This is a genomic window from Kitasatospora sp. NPDC093558, from assembly GCF_040683475.1.
Lineage (GTDB): Bacteria > Actinomycetota > Actinomycetes > Streptomycetales > Streptomycetaceae > Kitasatospora.
The window spans coordinates 15,123-30,451 of the sequence record NZ_JBFBDY010000006.1 but is presented as its reverse complement, the minus strand read 5'-3'; the positions used below and the strand labels follow the sequence as shown (position 1 = coordinate 30,451).

The window sequence follows — 15,329 nt, the reverse complement described above, 5'->3', positions numbered from 1 at the left end:
TGTTCGGAACGGCAGGGCTCGTCCCGGCCTTCTCGGGCCGCCGATCGATGTCCTCCCGGAGCATGGCGAGGCAGGCTTCGGGGCCCCGAGGAACTTATGTCGGAAACTCGCCGACCCAGCCGCCGCGAAGCAGGTGATGTGGAAGGTATTCCGACTCGACATCGATGGGCATGCCGGCTTCGTAGGCGAGACACGCCATCGCGAGAGGGGCCATGGCGACCAGGCCCACGGGATTGAGGGAGCGGGCCTCGTTCTCGGTCCAGTACTCCTTGTGCCAGGTCAGGGCGTCGACGAGGGAGTTGTTGAAGGCCTCGACTTCCCTTCGCAGGTAGAGCTGGAAGAGCTCGATCGGCGGGTAGAGGATCTTCAGCATCAGGTCGGTGCCAGCGATCCGCGCTCTCTCCGGGGCGGTGCCCTCGGCCGCGGCGACCAGGGAGTCCCAGGCCTGCGAGCGACCGAACCAGAAGTGCTGAAGGGTCTCGATCCAGTCGTAGACGTAGTCGTCGAACTCCATGCCGGACGCGCGAATGAACTCAACCGGTACCTCGGCGAGTTGTTTCAGGCGCTCGTTCTCACGGCCGATCAGGGCGAGGTAGAAGGCGCTCAGCCAGTTTCCGGCGTGGAGGTAGTCCCGAGGGCCGGTTGCGGGCAACTTGCGCACCTCGCCCTCGGTACCGACCCGACACTCCAACGGACCCTCCTGCGCCGTGCCGGCGGCGAACAGCGCAGACCCGACCTGCATGGCCAGAACCCACGTCTCCCAGGTTTCGAGCATGCCGGCGCGAGGGTCCTCCAGACAGCGCCACTTCGCCAGCCCGAGCGCGAGCTCGAGCGCGTCGGCCCGGTCGTCCTCGGACCTCTCAAGGCCCTTGACGGCTTCCTCGACAGCCGCAACAAGCGGCGCAAGGGATTCGGCCGAATTGTCCCTCCGGAAGTCATGGCGCTGAATGCGCGTAGTCATCTGCCCTCCTCCGGATGGATGTCCTTGAAATGCTCCATCACTGCCCCGAGGTAATCGCCGTTGGCGTCGACCTTGGCCGTGACCAGAACATACTTTAGCTTCCCGGCCATCAGCGCGTCCCGGAGATCCTTCGCAATTCTGGCGTCCTCGCCGCCCCGGAGCTCCATCTCGCGGAAGAGCGTCCGGAGGTACGGCCGAGTGCCCTGCTGCACCCGCAGGCCCTGCGCGCCGCCATCATCGTGCGGGTAGTCCAGGTCGGGGTCGGCCTTGCCCTGACGCCAATCGGGATCGCTGGACGGGGCCTTCTCCTCAACGATGAGACGCTCGCCGTCAGGGAGCTTGTACGCCCTGTCGAACATGTTGGCGCCGTTGCCTGTCTCGGGGAGCTCGATCGGGACCGCGTCGCGGAATTCGTGCGGTATTGCATGCAGTGCCGAAGCCGCGCTGCCAAGCTTCTCGGAAATCTTGGTGTTGTTGGCGACGCCGAACAGCCTCTTGTCGAACGCCTCCCGCGCGGACTCGACCGTCTGGCGGTTCGCCGGCGTGTTTGCCTTGTCCAGATCCTGCAGCGCCTTGGTCAGCTCCAACGAAACTCGGCGGTCGCCCGCGAGCTTTTGCAGCTTGGAGAGGTTTCCTTCGGGGACCGAGTCAAGACCGAGTGGAGTCCTGTCGTACCGGCCCTCCCGTGGCCCGTTCGGAAGGTCGTGGATAGAGATCAGCTTCCCGTTCGCGTCTCTCGTCAACTGCGGCAGTTCGACACCGTCGACGAGGGCCCCGATGCTTTTGCGCCTGGGGGGTTCGTGCTTGGTGTGGTAGTGCTTCTCGAGCCAGGCAGGGTCGTCGTTCGCTAGGCGGACATGCTCGTCCATCAGCTCCTTGGCCCGCTCAGGGGAGATTCTCTGCTCGCCCTGATGTGTACCGCCGCCAGGAGTATCGGGTCCGTGGGTGCCCGTAGACGTGCTCTGCGGATGTCCGTTCGCACCCGACCCGTCGTGCCCGGCGGTCGATGACCCCTCGCCGCCCGCTCCATGGCTACCGTCGTGTCCCCCGGTGGCCGGGGGCTCAAATCGGCCGCCGGGCGCCGGCAAATCCCGCCCGCCGTGGGGAGCGTTGGCGTCGTTGCGCGGGCCCTCCGGGGCGTGGCCGCCGGGGGTGTGGTCGGGGGCGTGGCCGGCGGGTGGGGCGTGGTCCGGGGCGTGCAGCGGGTCGGAGATGTCGGAGGCCAGCTTGATGGCGCCGTTCCTGCCGCCGACGCCCACCAGCTCGGGGGTCCTGGCGTGGGCCGGGGCCGGGGGCTTGGGCTTGGCCGGGTTGGGGTTTGCGCCGTCCTTGGGGGCTTCGTCGCCGTGCTGGCGGAGGTTGCCGGCCTCGTCGTAGACGTTGCCGTGCGGGTCCATGAACTCGACCTTGCCGTCGTCCTGGCGCCAGTCGTGGTCGTTGGCAACTTTGGAGTGAAACGATTCTGCTTCGCGCTTGAGGTCGGCGAGCCGCTTGACCAGCGGTGCCGCGTCCTTGGAGTACGTGCCGAGCGCCCCGGCCACGATGCAGGCGTCCTGGCTGAGCTTGGTGCCGAGGTCGTCGACCGGCTTGGTGGTCGCGAACAACTGCTCGGCCTCGGGCGCCTTGTAGAACGCGCTCAGCCCGCCGAAGCTCGTGTGCACGGCACCCGCCGCCGAGGCGATCGCCGCCCCGGCCGTCGAGATCGACTGCACCCGGTTGTCCAGTGCGAACAGGTCGCCGGTGAAGACCGGCACCTCTCCCGGGTTCACCGGATCGTCGCTCACCTGCAGCCCCCCCCATGTCGGCCCTCGCGCCGCTCCCCTGCGGCTCAATAAATCATAGGTATGCCCACTGACACGCTCGGTGACAGTCGCCGTCCACGTCCGGGCCGGGCGAAAAAAAGCTTTCGGCGCGCGGCAACCTTCGCCTGCGCGGCGGCAACTGGCAGGTGACCGGGGCCGAGACCAGGGCCCAACTGCGACAGAGGGACAAGCCGTTGCCAGAACAGAACCGTCCTCACCGCCGCCGCCCGGCGACCCGCCGCGTGATCGCCGTCGCCGTGGTGCTCGCCGCCGCGGGTGCCGCCGTACCGCTGATCGCCCAGGCCGCCTTCACGTCGCAGGCCGGCGCGCCGACCAATCTGGGTGGAGCGGCTACGGGCAGCGGCCGCTACTTCGGTACGGCGGTGTCCTCGGGCAGGCTCGGGGACTCGACGTATTCCACCATCCTCGACCGGGAGTTCAGCGCGATCACCCCGGAGAACGAGATGAAGTGGGACAGCACCGAACCCTCCCGGGGCTCGTTCAACTTCGGCCCCGCCGACGCGATCGTCGACCACGCCTCCGCGCACGGTCAGAAGATGCGCGGGCACACGCTGGTCTGGCACTCGCAGCTGCCCGGCTGGGTCGGCTCCATCAACGACGCCAATACCCTGCGCAGCGTGATGGACAACCACATCACCCAGGAGATGAGCCACTACAAGGGCAAGATCTACGCCTGGGACGTGGTCAACGAGGCCTTCGCCGACGGCCCCAGCGGCCAGCACCGCAGCTCGGTGTTCCAGAACGTCCTCGGCAACGGCTTCATCGAAGAGGCGTTCCGCACCGCCCGGGGCGCCGATCCCGGCGCGAAGCTCTGCTACAACGACTACAACATCGAGAACTGGTCCGACGCCAAGACCCAGGGCGCCTACGGCATGGTCAGGGACTTCAAGTCCCGTGGCGTGCCCATCGACTGCGTCGGGTTCCAGAGCCACTTCGGCGCGGGCGGCCCGCCGGCGAACTTCCAGACCACGCTGTCGAGCTTCGCCGCGCTCGGCGTGGACGTCCAGATCACCGAACTCGACATCGCCCAGGCCCCCGCGAGCGCGTACACCGACACCGTCCGGGACTGCCTCAACGTCGCCCGCTGCACGGGCATCTCGGTGTGGGGCATCCGCGACAGCGACTCGTGGCGCGGCGGCGAGAACCCGCTGCTGTTCGACGCCAGTGGAAACAAGAAGCCCGCCTACGCTGCGGCGCTCACCGCCCTCGGCGGCAGCAGCAGCGGTGGCGGCGGCACCCAGGGCGGGGGCATCGGCTCCGGCACCGTCTACACGCTCTCCGCCGCGGTCGGCGGACGCGTTCTGGACGAGCCGGCCGGGCAGAACGGCAACGGCACCCCCCTCCAGGTGTGGGACGCCAACGGCGACGCCGCCAACCAGCACTGGCGGGCCGACCGCAACGCCGACGGCTCCTTCACGTTCACCAACCTCGCCAGCGGCCGCGTGCTGGACGAGCCGGGCGGCCAGACGGCCAACGGGACGAAGCCGCTGGTCTGGGACGCCAACGGCGGCGCCAACCAGCACTGGCGCGCCGACCGCAACGCCGACGGCTCCTACACGCTGATCAACGTCGCCAGCGGCCGGGCACTCGAACTCCCCGGCGGCCAGAGCGCCAACGGCACCCCTCCCCAGGTGTGGGACTCCTGGGGCGCCGCCAACCAGCACTGGAACCTCGGCTCGTCCGCACAGACGGGCGGCACCTGCGCCCTTCCGTCGACGTACCACTGGTCCTCGACGGGCGCGCTCGCGCAGCCGGCGAACGGATGGGCCTCGGTCAAGGACTTCACCGACGTCGTCTACAACGGCAAGCACCTGATCTACGCGTCGAACGTGAACGGCTCCTCGTACGGCTCGATGATGTTCAGCCCGTTCACGAACTGGTCGGACATGGCCTCCGCCCCCCAGATCGGCATGGGCCAGGCCGCAGTCGCGCCCACGCTGTTCTACTTCGCGCCCAAGAACATCTGGGTGCTGGCCTACCAGTGGGGCCAGTGGCCCTTCATCTACCGCACGTCGAGCGACCCGACCAACCCCAACGGCTGGTCCGCGCCGCAGCCGCTGTTCACCGGCAGCATCCCCAACTCCGGCACCGGCCCGATCGACCAGACCCTGATCGCCGACGACCAGAACATGTACCTGTTCTTCGCCGGTGACAACGGCAGCATCTACCGGGCGAGCATGCCGATCGGGAACTTCCCGGGCAACTTCGGCTCCTCCTACACGACGGTCATGAGCGACACGCCGAACAACCTGTTCGAGGCGCCGCAGGTCTACAAGGTCAAGGACCGGAACCAGTACCTCATGATCGTCGAGGCACAGGGCTCCGCCGGGCGCTACTTCCGCTCCTTCACCGCCTCCAGCCTCAACGGTTCCTGGACCCCGCAGGCCGCGAGCGAGAGCAACCCCTTCGCCGGCAAGGCCAACAGCGGCGCCGGCTGGACCAACGACATCAGCCACGGCGACCTGGTCCGCAACAACCCCGACCAGACCATGACCATCGACCCCTGCAACCTGCAGTTCCTCTACCAGGGCAAGTCCCCCAACGCGACCGGCCCGTACGACAAGCTGCCGTGGAAGCCGGGCGTCCTCACCCTGCAGCGCTGACAGCAGCCGTCCACGGGGCGCCCGGGACGACCAGAGGGGTGCCGGTGACCGGGTCGGGGACCACGACCGAGGTGAGGCCGAAGACCTCGCGGACCAGGTCCGCCGTCACCACCTCTGCCGGGGCGCCCTGCGCGACGATCCGGCCGTCCCGCATCGCCACGAGGTGATCGGCGTAGCGGGCGGCCTGGTTGAGGTCGTGGAGGACGGCGACGACCGTCCGGGCGCGTTCGACGTTGAGCCGGCGCACCAGGTCGAGGACCTCGACCTGGTGCGCGATGTCGAGGTACGTCGTCGGCTCGTCGAGGAGCAGCACGTCGGTGCCCTGGGCGAGCGCCATGGCGATCCAGGCGCGCTGGCGCTGGCCGCCGGAGAGTTCGTCCATGCTGCGGTCGGCGAGGTCGGCCGTGGAGGTGCGGTCCAGGGCCTCGGCGACGGCGGCCTCGTCCTGCGGGGACCACTGCTGCCACCAGCTCTGGTGCGGCTGGCGGCCGCGGGCGACGAGGTCGGCGACCGAGATGCCCTCGGGGGCGGTCGGGGACTGCGGGAGCAGGCCGAGGCGCTGGGCGACGCGCTTGGTCGGGATGCGCGCCAGCTCCTCGCCGTCGAGCAGGACCGCGCCGCGGGCGGGCTTCAGGAGGCGGCCGAGGGCGCGCAGCAGCGTCGACTTGCCGCACGCGTTCGGGCCGACGATCACCGTGACCCGGCCCTCCGGCACCGTGACGTCCAGGCCCTCGACGACCGTGCGCGCCTCGTAGGCGAGGGTCAGGTCACGGGCTTCCAGCACGGCCATCAGGCACCTCCACGGCGGGATCGGATCAGCAGCCACATCAGGTAGGGCGCGCCGACCAGGCCGGTCACGACGCCCACCGGCAGCTCGGTCGGGGCGAGCAGGCGCCGGGCGATCAGGTCGGCCAGGACGACGACCAGCGCGCCGGTCAGCGCCGAGCAGAGCAGCGGGACCTGCGCGGAGCGGGCCAGCCGCAGGGCGATCTGCGGGGCCATCAGCGCGACGAAGTCCACCGGGCCGGCCGCGCCCGCCGCGCACGAGGCGAGGACGATGCCGAGCAGCGCCATGCCGAGCCGGATCCGGTCCAGCCGCAGGCCGAGGCCGACGGCGGTCGCGTCGTCGAAGGAGATCGAGCGCTGCGCCCGCGCCGCCCACAGGACGACGGGCGCGGCGGCGAGCAGCACCCAGGCCAGCCACCCGGCCTGGTCGTAGCCGGAGCCGTTGAGGCTGCCCGTCATCCACACCTTGGCGGCCTGCGCCTGGAAGCCGTCGCCCTTGGTGAGGAAGACGGAGGTCAGCGACGAGAGCGCGACGCTGATCCCGATGCCGATGAGGACGAAGCGCTGCGCATGCAGTCCGCGCCGCCACGCGAGGGCGTGGACGAGCAGCCCGGCGACCAGTCCGCCGAGGATGGCCGCGTACGGGGCCTGGCCGGTGGAGCCGACGACGCCGTACGCCATCAGGCCGACGACGGTCGCGGTGGCGCCCCACGTGACGCCGACGACGTCGGGGCTGGCGAGCGGATTGCGGGCGACGGTCTGGACGAGCGCCCCGGCCAGGCCGAGCGCGGTGCCGACCAGCAGGCCGACGACGATGCGGGGGAGCCGGAACTCGCCCACCACCAGCTCGTTCGGGTTCGGCTTCCCGAGCACGACCTCGACGACGTCGGCCGGCGACACGGTGGACTCGCCGAGGCAGAGCGAGGCGATGACGGTGCCGGCGAGCGCGGCCAGCAGCCCGAGGGCGACGAGGGTCGAGCGCCGGTGCAGCAGGAACGACGCCCGCCCGGCCCGCACGACGGTGTAGCCCCGCAGGGAAACCGACGTCATGCCGCCACCACCTTCCGCCGCCGTACGAGGGCGACCAGCACCGGGACCCCCACCAGCGCCGTCATCACCCCCGCCGGCACCTCCGAGGGCGGGAAGAGCACCCGCCCGAGCGTGTCCGCGAGCAGCAGCAGCGCCGGGCCGAGGACGGCGGAGAACGCGAGCACCCACCGGTGGTCCGCCCCCGCGACGGCCCGCGCCGCGTGCGGGACGGCCAGGCCGACGAACGCGACCGGGCCCGCCGCCGCGACCGCGGAGCCCGTCAGCACGGTCGTGCCGAGGGCGCCCACCGCCCGGACGGCCCCCGTCTTCGCGCCGAGGCCCTTGGCGGTGTCGTCGCCGAGCGCGAGCGCGTCCAGGCCGCGCGCCACCGCGACCACCAGGACCGTCCCGACCAGCAGGAACGGCAGCAGCTGCCACGCCACGTCGGACGTCCGCCCGGACAGCGAACCGACGTGCCAGAACCGGAACCGGTCCATCGTCGCGGCGTCGGTCGTCAGCACCAGCGTGTTCAGCGACGCGATGAACGCCGACATCGCCGAGCCGGCCAGCGCCAGCTTGATGGGCGTCGCGCCGCCGCGACCGCGCCCGGCCAGGCCGTACACGAGGACGGTGGCGATCACCGCGCCCGCGAAGCCGAACCAGACGTACCCGGTGAGCGTCGAGATCCCGAAGCCGGAGATCGCGACGACCACGCCGGCCGCCGCGCCCTGGGAGACGCCGAGGATGCCCGGGTCGGCGATCGGATTGCGGGTGAGGCCCTGCATGACGGCCCCGGCGAGGCCGAGCGCCGCGCCGACGGCGACGCCGACGACCGTGCGCGGCACCCGCAGTTCGCGGACGACGACGGCGTTGGCGGTGTCGCCGCCGTGCAGCAGGGCGTCCAGCGTCTCGGAGAAGGGGATCGTGCGACTGCCGACCGAGAGGCTCAGCAGCACCGCGCCGACCAGGACGGCCAGCGCGGCGAGGAGCCACGGTATCCGGCGGTGGGAGGTCCGTCGCCGGCCGGGCGGCGGCGCGGCGCTGGTGTCGGTCATGGGCCCTCTTCCGCAGACAACTCAGGTAAACCTAAGTTCCGTCGCGAAGCCCGGGCAAATCGCCTCGTCCCCGCACGGGCCGTTGGATAGCCTGGCGCCATGCCCGCGACTCCCGCCACCCCGCTCACCGTCGGATTCGACCTCGACATGACGCTGCTGGACACCCGGCCGGGTATCCGCGCCACCTACCTGGCGCTGTCGGCCGAGACCGGCACCCCCATCGACGCGGACCTCGTCGTCACCCGGCTCGGCCCGCCGCTGGTGGACGAGATCCGCAACTGGTTCCCCGCGGACGAGGTCGAGCGGGCCGTCGCCCGCTACCGCGAGCTGTACCGGGACCACGCCTTCGCCCCGACCGTCCCGCTGCCCGGCGCGCACGCCGCCGTCGAGGCCGTCCGCGCGCACGGCGGCCGGGTCGCGGTGATCACCGGCAAGTACGAGCCGAACGCCCGCCTCCACCTGGAGCACGCCGGGCTGCACGCGGACGCGCTGGTCGGCGACCTGTGGGCGGAGACCAAGGGCGACGCGCTGCGCGAGCACGGCGCGACGGTCTACGTCGGCGACCACCTCGGCGACATCGTCGGCGCCCGCCGCGCGGACGCCGTCGCGGTGGGCGTGGCGACCGGGCCGTACGGCGCGGACGAGCTGTGGGCGGCCGGCGCGGACGTGGTGCTCGCCGACCTCACCGAGTTCCCGGCCTGGCTCGCCGGGCACCTGGAGGCCTAAACGGTCAGGCCTGCGAGGCCGCGCGGCGCTTCTGGGCTCGGGCGTTCACGTACAGCCCGACCAGCGCGAGGAGGAAGCCCACCGGCATCAGCATGCTCAGCCAGTACGCGGCCGTCGGCAGCGGCGTGAGGTGCAGGAACAGCGGGACGAAGGTGACCAGGGTGGCGAGCGCGCCCACGCCGAAGACGATCGCTCCGACCCGGACGTAGGCGTCGCCGCGGTCGGCGCTCTGGCTGCTCACTTCTGCTCGCTCCTCGGGAGGTGCTCGGGGGTGCTCGGGGGTGCTCGGGGGCACTCCAGTCTGGCAGAGCCCCCCGGCGCGCTCCCGGCCCGCCTCCCCGCCCGCCTCTCGCCGCACCGCTCCGCAGGCGGGCGGTTCGGTCACGTTGCGCAGTTTCCCGGAAGCTGGGAGTTTCGATCCCTGCTGAGCGGGGGTATGCACGGGTTGCCTAGGGGTGCGACTGGCGCGCCCCGATTCCCCCGGAGCCGGAGGTGTGACCCGCATGGACAGCGCTGAGCCGCGCCCAGGGCGCACCAGTACCGGCTCGCCCGTGATCGCGAGAGCCCTGCGGGCCAGGGTGCCCGAGTCGCCGGACCGCGGATCTTTCGCGGAACGCGGATGAGGCAGTGACGGACCGTTAGTCTGCTCCTGACAGCGTGCTGACCATGAGCGCCCACCGGCGCCGAGCCGAGGTCGGCCCGCTCTTTCCACCACCCAGTGATCCCCGGCCAGGGCCGGGATCCCTCACACCCATTCGAGGACTGTTCGAGATGCCCACCGGCCAGGTCAAGTGGTTCAACGAGACGAAGGGCTTCGGCTTCCTGTCGCGCGACGACGGCGGCGACGTCTTCGTCCACACCAAGGCGCTGCCCACCGGTGTCACGAGTCTGAAGCCGGGCCAGCGGGTCGAGTTCGGCGTGGTGGCGGGCCACCGCGGCGACCAGGCGATGGCCGTGCAGCTGCTCGACGCCCTGCCCTCGGTGGCCGCCGCCCAGCGCCGCAGCGCCGACGACATGGCGCCCATCGTCCAGGACCTGATCACCACGCTGGACGCGGTGCTCCCGGGCCTCCAGCACGGCCGCTACCCGGCGAAGCCGACGGGCCAGAAGCTGGCCGGCCTGCTGCGCGCGGTGGCCGACCAGTTCGACCTCTGAGCAGGGCCCCGAGCGGCGTCAGAACGCGAGCGCACCCGGGTCGAGCGGGGGCACCAGCCCTTCCGCGGCGGCCCGGGTGAGCAGCGCGCGGACGGCCGCGTAGCCCTCCTCGCCGAGGTCCGCGGTGAACTCGTTGACGTACAGCCCGATGTGCTGGTCGGCGACGGCCGGGTCCATCTCCTGGGCGTGCGCGAGCACGTACTCCCGGCCGGCCGCCGGATCCGCCCAGGCCTGCCGGACGGACGCGCGGATCGCGTCGGTGAGCGCGCGCAGCCGCTCGGCGCCCAGCGAGCGCTTCGCGACGATCGCGCCGAGCGGGATCGGCAGGCCGGTCTCCCGCTCCCAGGCCTCGCCCATGTCGGCGAGGCTGTGCAGCCCGTACCGCCCGTACGTGAAGCGGGCCTCGTGGATCACCAGGCCGGCGTCCACCCGGCCGTCCCGGACGGCGGGCATGATCTCGTGGAACGGCAGGACGACGATCTCGCCGAAGCCGCCCGGCACGGCCTTCGCGGCCCAGAGCCGGAACAGCAGGTACGCGGTGGACCGCTCGGACGGCACCGCCACCGTCCTGCCGGTGAGGTCCTCCGCGGAGGCCACGCCCGGCCGGGTGAGCACCAGCGGGCCGCAGCCGCGCCCGAGCGCGCCGCCGCAGGGCAGCAGCGTGTACTCCGTCAGGACCCACGGCAGCGCGCCGTAGCTGATCTTCAGGACGTCCAGTTCGCCGCGCTCGGCCAGCCCGTTGGTGATGTCGATGTCCGCGAACGTCACCTCGGGGGCGTCCGCGCCGGGCACCAGGCCGTGCGCCCAGGCGTGGAAGACGAAGGTGTCGTTCGGGCAGGGCGAGTACGCGATGCTGAGCCGTTCAGCCACGGCCGGCCTCCTCGATGGGTGCCTCGGCGAGTGCCTCGACGAGTGCGGGGACGGGCAGCGCGGCGAAGGCCCGCTCCAGGGCGGCCAGGGCGTCGCCGATCCGCCAGGCGGCCCGGTCGCGCGGGCCCACCGGGTTGGAGACCGTCCGCAGCTCGAAGGCCGGCACACCGAACCGGGCGGCGGCCTCGGCCACGCCGAAGCCCTCCATCGCCTCGGCCGCGGCGCCCGGGTGGCGGGCGGTGAGGGCGGCGGCCCGCGCGGCGCTGCCGGTGACGGTGGAGACGGTCAGGACGGGCCCGGTGACGGCCCCCAGCGCCCGCGTGGCGAGCGCGACGGCGGCCGGGGGAGGGGTGTGCCGGACGGTGCCGAAACCGAGCTCGGAGACGTCGGCGAAGCCCTCGGGGGTCTCGGCGCCCAGGTCGGCGGCGACGATCGCGTCGGCCACCACGGTCGCGCCCACCGGGGCGTGCGGGGCGAACCCGCCCGCGATGCCGGCCGACACGACCAGCCCGTAGCGGTGCGCCCCGTAGTGGTGAGCAGAGAGCGCCGCCGAGGCGCCTGCTGCTGCGGCGGCCGGGCCGACCCCGCCGGCCAGGACGTCCACGGCCCCGGCGCGGTGCAACTCCCCGCCGGGCAGCGGCAGCGTGCGCACCTCGCCGGGCAGGCCGCGCAGGACCGCCTCGGCCTCGGCCGGCACCGCGACGACGACGAGCAGCCGGGCCCGCTCGGGGCCCGACTGCTCGTTGCGCCGGTCGTCGGCGGCGTGCGCGGTCATCGCAGGACCGTCAGTCCTGGGTGTTCAGCTGGAAGTACCAGACGGCCGTCGGGTTGTCCGAGTTCTTGTCGCCCTCGACCACGGTGACCAGCGTCTTGCCGGAGGCGTTCAGCAGCTTGGCGGCCGACTGCGAGCCCGAGTAGGTCGTGTTCTTGGCGTAGGAGAACAGGCTGTAGCGCCCGCCCTGGCCCTGCGAGCCGCCGTTGGTGAAGGCCCACCAGCCCTTCTCGGCCACGTTCGGCGAGACGCCGACGCCGACCATGTCGGCGACGACGACGTCGGAGGTCGGGAGCGTGCCGTCCTTGAGGGCCTGGGTGGCCGTCTCCTGGCACTTCTGCTGGTCGTCCTCGGTCAGCGGGTTCCCGTCGTTGAAGCAGAGCGGGTCCGCCACGATCGAGGAGTTGCCCACGGTCAGGGTGGCGCGGTGGCTGCTGTGCGCGGTCTGGCCGGACGCGAAGGCGATGGACCCGCCGACCGTGCCGGCGCCGATCACGACGACGGCGCCGAGGGCGGCGATGACACGGGTATCGAGGCTCATGCGTCAGAATCTACCGGGCTTCGTCGATCACGCTACGCGGGGGTCGGCAACCGCGTGTTGCCGCGGCCCCGGTCAGGCGACCCGGGGCGCCGTCGGGTGCCGCCGCAGGCCCACCCGGAACAGCGAGCGGATCGTCCACAGCAGCACCACGCCGACCACCGCGGCGGCCACCGAGAGCCCCAGCTCCCCGTTCAGGGGGAGCAGGATGCCGACCGCGCCGCCGGCCACCCAGGACAGCTGCATCAGCGTCTCCGAACGGGCGAACGCCGAGGTCCGCACCGCCTCCGGGACGTCCCGCTGGATCAGCGCGTCCAGCGCCAGTTTGCCGAGCGAGGCCGCCAGACCGGCCGTCCCGGCGATCATGATCACCGTCACCACGCCGTACCAGAGGGCCGAGGCCGCCGTCGCGCAGGTCGCCAGCAGCAGCATCGCGGTGACCGTCGCCTCCGGGCCGCGGGTGCGCAGCCACGAGCCGAGGACGGAACCCAGCGCGTTGCCCGTGCCCGCCGCCAGGGCGACCAGGCCCAGCGCCAGCGTGGGCCGCAGGCCGCCGATCGGCTCCTCGCGCAGCAGGAACGCCAGGAACATCACCAGGAAGCCGACCAGCCACTTCATCGCCGCCATCGCCCGCAGCGCCAGCACCACCGACGGGCCCACCGTGCGCAGCGACGCCTTCACCGGCGGCGCCTTGTGGTGGATCAGGTGCGAGCCCTCGGTGTGCACCTCGGCGTGCAGGACGGCCCGCTGCTCGCCCTTCGCCGAGTCCACCGCGTGCGGCAGGTGGAAGGCCATCAGGGTGCCGATCACGAAGACCAGGAACGCGCCCCGCAGCGGCCAGCCGGGACCGATCAGGTGCAGCAGCCCGCCCACGGCGGCGGCCACGCCGGTGGCCAGCAGGCCGGCCAGGGTGACCCGGGAGTTCGCCTTCACCAGGGACAGCCGGTGCGGCAGCAGCCGGGGCACCACGACGCTGCGCACCACGCCGTACGCCTTGGACGCCACCAGCACGCCGAGCGCCTCCGGGTAGAGCGCGAGGCCGCCGCCCGCGATCACCCCGGCCATCGTCCAGGCCAGCACGGCCCGGGCCAGCATCGACATCGCCATGGCGGCGCGGCGGCCGTGCGGCAGGCGGTCCAGCAGCGGGCCGATCACGGGGGCCAGGACGGCGAACGGGGCCATCGTGATCAGCAGGTAGAGCGCCACCCGGCCGCGGGCCTCGCCGGTCGGCACGGAGAAGAAGATCGTCGAGGCCAGCGCGATCGTGATCAGCATGTCGCCGAAGGAGTTCAGCGCGTGCAGCTCGATCAGCTTCGCGAGGCCCGACTCGCCGGCGCCCTCGGCGGACGTGGCCCGGCGGATCCGGCGGCCGGTGCCGTGCACCACCTTGCCGGTGCGGGCGCCGGCGGCGGAGGCGGTGCGGATGAGGAAGTGGCGGTGGGGCTCGGCGAACTCCTCGTCGAGGTCCTCGGCCGCCGGGCCCGCGGGCAGGGCCCCGTCGTCGTGCTTGGTCAGGTCGACCCGGGTGGTCGTGGACGTCCCGGAACCGTCCGCCGGCTGCGGTTCGCCCGCAGGGTGGACCGGGGGCTGCTGTCGCGGCACCGCGTTCGCCTCGTCGGGGCCGGTGGGGCCGTCGGGCTGCGAGGCACGCAGTGCGTGCTGCGACGGGTTCTCGTCCGCCACAAGCCCATCCTGCCCCAGATTCGCTTCTGTGACGCGGGATTCCGTTCGCCTCGGCGCGGCCAGTGCGGGTCCGCCGGCGCCCCGGACTGTGCCGGGGCGCCGACCGACGGGTAGCCTGCCCAGGGTCCGCCCGCCCGGGCCCCCACGGCGCCGGCAGGCCCGGACGAGCGGCGCGGTCGGTACCCGCTGCGGCCCCCGGTCGCGCAGAATGGATGAGGTACACCGAGCCGCGACGGACTAGGCAACACGCCGTGGGCGACAGAAGAACTGGGAGAGAATCGACGCCGTGAGTGCTGCGATGCGAAGCCGTACCCCCGATCGGCTCTGTGCCGAGGCCGTCGAACTCGCCCGCCAGGCCGCAGAAGAGGCGGTCGGAGCGGAGGCCGTCGGGACGCACCTCGGAGTCCAGGCGGACGCCGACCGTGTCGTCACGCACACCTTCGAGTGCCTCGACGCGGCCTACCGCGGCTGGCACTGGGCGGTCACCGTCGCCCGCGCCCCGCGCGCCAAGAACGTCACCCTGGACGAGGTCGTCCTGCTGCCCGGCCCCGACGCCGTCCTCGCCCCCCAGTGGGTGCCGTGGAGCGAGCGCCTGCGCCCCGGCGACATGGGCCCCGGCGACCTGCTCCCCACCGACGCCGACGACCTGCGCCTGGAGCCCGGCTGGACCGGCGAGGACGAGCCCGCGCCGAACTCCGCGGTGGCCCAGGCCGCCGAGGAGGACGTCGTGGTCAGCGACACCGGCGTCCAGCCCGCCCCGGTCCGCGCGCAGATCAACGCCGTCGCCGAGGAACTCGGCATGGGCCGCAGCCGGGTGCTCTCCCGGCTCGGCCTGCACCTGGCCGCCGACCGCTGGGAGAAGGCCCACGGCCCGCAGACCCCGATGGCGCAGTCCGCGCCCGCCTCGTGCAACAGCTGCGGCTTCCTGATCCCGATCGGCGGCACGCTCGGGCAGGCCTTCGGCGTGTGCGGCAACGAGTTCGGGCCGGCCGACGGGCAGATCGTCTCCTTCGCGTACGGCTGCGGCGGGCACTCCGAGGCGGCCGTGATCCCGGCCCCGCCGGCGCCGTCCGAGCTGATCCTGGACGAGCTCGTGGTCGAGCCGATGCAGCTCCACCCGGACCGCGCCTCCGGCTCCGTCGAGCCGGACGCCCCGGCCGAGGAGCTCGGCCACTCCTGACGCGTGCCGCCTGCGGCCCGTCCCGCCGCACCGGCGGGGCGGGCCGTCGGCGTTTCCGGGGGGACGCCCTTGACCGGGTCGGCGCGGGGCGTGACCGGGAGCAGTCGGCAGGGTCGGCGCGGGCCGTGGTCGGGAGCAGTCGGTGGGG

General features: G+C 72.6%; 14 protein-coding genes. 4 read left to right on the top strand and 10 right to left on the bottom strand.

What is annotated here, in order from left to right; all coding sequences use genetic code 11:
* Positions 1 to 94: 94 nt before the first annotated feature.
* Positions 95 to 961 (bottom strand): immunity 49 family protein, encoded by an 867-nt coding sequence (locus tag AB0O00_RS01530; protein WP_363647909.1) that lies wholly within the window; start codon positions 959 to 961, stop codon positions 95 to 97.
* Positions 958 to 2,745, bottom strand: coding sequence for a hypothetical protein (locus tag AB0O00_RS01525; RefSeq protein WP_363647907.1), 1,788 nt, complete (start codon positions 2,743 to 2,745; stop codon positions 958 to 960). The genes AB0O00_RS01530 and AB0O00_RS01525 overlap by 4 nt, the downstream gene beginning before the upstream one ends.
* Positions 2,746 to 3,005: 260 nt before the next feature.
* On the opposite strand from AB0O00_RS01525, the gene AB0O00_RS01520 reads away from it, so the two are divergent.
* The gene (locus AB0O00_RS01520; RefSeq protein ID WP_363647961.1) at positions 3,006 to 5,387 is read left to right on the top strand and encodes a non-reducing end alpha-L-arabinofuranosidase family hydrolase; all 2,382 of its coding nucleotides are present in this window, start codon (positions 3,006 to 3,008) and stop codon (positions 5,385 to 5,387) included.
* Here AB0O00_RS01520 and AB0O00_RS01515 read toward each other — a convergent pair.
* The 3 genes from AB0O00_RS01515 to AB0O00_RS01505 are packed head-to-tail and all read right to left on the bottom strand — an operon-like array spanning position 5,371 to position 8,257.
* Complete coding sequence (locus tag AB0O00_RS01515; RefSeq protein WP_363647905.1) at positions 5,371 to 6,177, bottom strand: ABC transporter ATP-binding protein; 807 nt, start codon at positions 6,175 to 6,177, stop codon at positions 5,371 to 5,373. The two genes, AB0O00_RS01520 and AB0O00_RS01515, sit on opposite strands and share 17 nt — an antisense overlap.
* Complete coding sequence (locus tag AB0O00_RS01510) at positions 6,177 to 7,223, bottom strand: iron ABC transporter permease (protein ID WP_363647903.1); 1,047 nt, start codon at positions 7,221 to 7,223, stop codon at positions 6,177 to 6,179. Before AB0O00_RS01510 ends, AB0O00_RS01515 begins: the two co-directional genes overlap by 1 nt.
* Positions 7,220 to 8,257, bottom strand: coding sequence for an iron ABC transporter permease (locus AB0O00_RS01505; RefSeq protein ID WP_363647901.1), 1,038 nt, complete (start codon positions 8,255 to 8,257; stop codon positions 7,220 to 7,222). The genes AB0O00_RS01510 and AB0O00_RS01505 overlap by 4 nt, the downstream gene beginning before the upstream one ends.
* A gap of 99 nt (positions 8,258 to 8,356) precedes the next feature.
* On the opposite strand from AB0O00_RS01505, the gene AB0O00_RS01500 reads away from it, so the two are divergent.
* Complete coding sequence (locus AB0O00_RS01500) at positions 8,357 to 8,983, top strand: HAD family hydrolase (protein WP_363647899.1); 627 nt, start codon at positions 8,357 to 8,359, stop codon at positions 8,981 to 8,983.
* Between the two features lie 4 nt (positions 8,984 to 8,987).
* Here AB0O00_RS01500 and AB0O00_RS01495 read toward each other — a convergent pair whose 3' ends face one another.
* A complete protein-coding gene (locus tag AB0O00_RS01495; RefSeq protein ID WP_363647897.1) occupies positions 8,988 to 9,224 on the bottom strand; it encodes a hypothetical protein in 237 nt (78 codons plus the stop codon).
* A gap of 530 nt (positions 9,225 to 9,754) precedes the next feature.
* Here AB0O00_RS01495 and AB0O00_RS01490 point away from each other — a divergent pair.
* The gene (locus AB0O00_RS01490) at positions 9,755 to 10,138 is read left to right on the top strand and encodes a cold-shock protein (RefSeq protein WP_363647895.1); all 384 of its coding nucleotides are present in this window, start codon (positions 9,755 to 9,757) and stop codon (positions 10,136 to 10,138) included.
* 18 nt (positions 10,139 to 10,156) lie between these two features.
* Here AB0O00_RS01490 and AB0O00_RS01485 read toward each other — a convergent pair whose 3' ends face one another.
* The 4 genes from AB0O00_RS01485 to AB0O00_RS01470 form a co-directional block, all read right to left on the bottom strand.
* Complete coding sequence (locus AB0O00_RS01485) at positions 10,157 to 11,008, bottom strand: 1,4-dihydroxy-6-naphthoate synthase (protein ID WP_363647893.1); 852 nt, start codon at positions 11,006 to 11,008, stop codon at positions 10,157 to 10,159.
* Positions 11,001 to 11,783 carry a futalosine hydrolase gene (locus tag AB0O00_RS01480; protein WP_363647891.1) on the bottom strand — a complete coding sequence of 261 codons (783 nt, stop codon included), beginning with the start codon at positions 11,781 to 11,783 and terminating at the stop codon, positions 11,001 to 11,003. Before AB0O00_RS01480 ends, AB0O00_RS01485 begins: the two co-directional genes overlap by 8 nt.
* Before the next feature lie 10 nt (positions 11,784 to 11,793).
* On the bottom strand, positions 11,794 to 12,321 hold the full coding sequence (locus AB0O00_RS01475; protein ID WP_363647889.1) for a hypothetical protein: 528 nt from the start codon (positions 12,319 to 12,321) through the stop codon (positions 11,794 to 11,796).
* 72 nt (positions 12,322 to 12,393) lie between these two features.
* On the bottom strand, positions 12,394 to 13,704 hold the full coding sequence (locus AB0O00_RS01470) for an MFS transporter (RefSeq protein WP_363647959.1): 1,311 nt from the start codon (positions 13,702 to 13,704) through the stop codon (positions 12,394 to 12,396).
* A gap of 595 nt (positions 13,705 to 14,299) precedes the next feature.
* On the opposite strand from AB0O00_RS01470, the gene AB0O00_RS01465 reads away from it, so the two are divergent.
* Positions 14,300 to 15,181 (top strand): DUF3027 domain-containing protein, encoded by an 882-nt coding sequence (locus tag AB0O00_RS01465; RefSeq protein WP_363647957.1) that lies wholly within the window; start codon positions 14,300 to 14,302, stop codon positions 15,179 to 15,181.
* The last annotated feature ends 148 nt before the right edge of the window (positions 15,182 to 15,329 follow it).

What these genes read in the sequence shown, in the direction of transcription:
- AB0O00_RS01530 (WP_363647909.1), bottom strand. Translation starts at nt 961, where the DNA reads ATGACTACGCGCATTCAGCGCCATGACTTCCGGAGGGACAATTCGGCC.
- AB0O00_RS01515 (WP_363647905.1), bottom strand. Translation starts at nt 6,177, where the DNA reads ATGGCCGTGCTGGAAGCCCGTGACCTGACCCTCGCCTACGAGGCGCGC.
- AB0O00_RS01510 (WP_363647903.1), bottom strand. Translation starts at nt 7,223, where the DNA reads ATGACGTCGGTTTCCCTGCGGGGCTACACCGTCGTGCGGGCCGGGCGG.
- AB0O00_RS01505 (WP_363647901.1), bottom strand. Translation starts at nt 8,257, where the DNA reads ATGACCGACACCAGCGCCGCGCCGCCGCCCGGCCGGCGACGGACCTCC.
- AB0O00_RS01500 (WP_363647899.1), top strand. Translation starts at nt 8,357, where the DNA reads ATGCCCGCGACTCCCGCCACCCCGCTCACCGTCGGATTCGACCTCGAC.
- AB0O00_RS01490 (WP_363647895.1), top strand. Translation starts at nt 9,755, where the DNA reads ATGCCCACCGGCCAGGTCAAGTGGTTCAACGAGACGAAGGGCTTCGGC.
- AB0O00_RS01480 (WP_363647891.1), bottom strand. Translation starts at nt 11,783, where the DNA reads ATGACCGCGCACGCCGCCGACGACCGGCGCAACGAGCAGTCGGGCCCC.
- AB0O00_RS01475 (WP_363647889.1), bottom strand. Translation starts at nt 12,321, where the DNA reads ATGAGCCTCGATACCCGTGTCATCGCCGCCCTCGGCGCCGTCGTCGTG.
- AB0O00_RS01465 (WP_363647957.1), top strand. Translation starts at nt 14,300, where the DNA reads ATGCGAAGCCGTACCCCCGATCGGCTCTGTGCCGAGGCCGTCGAACTC.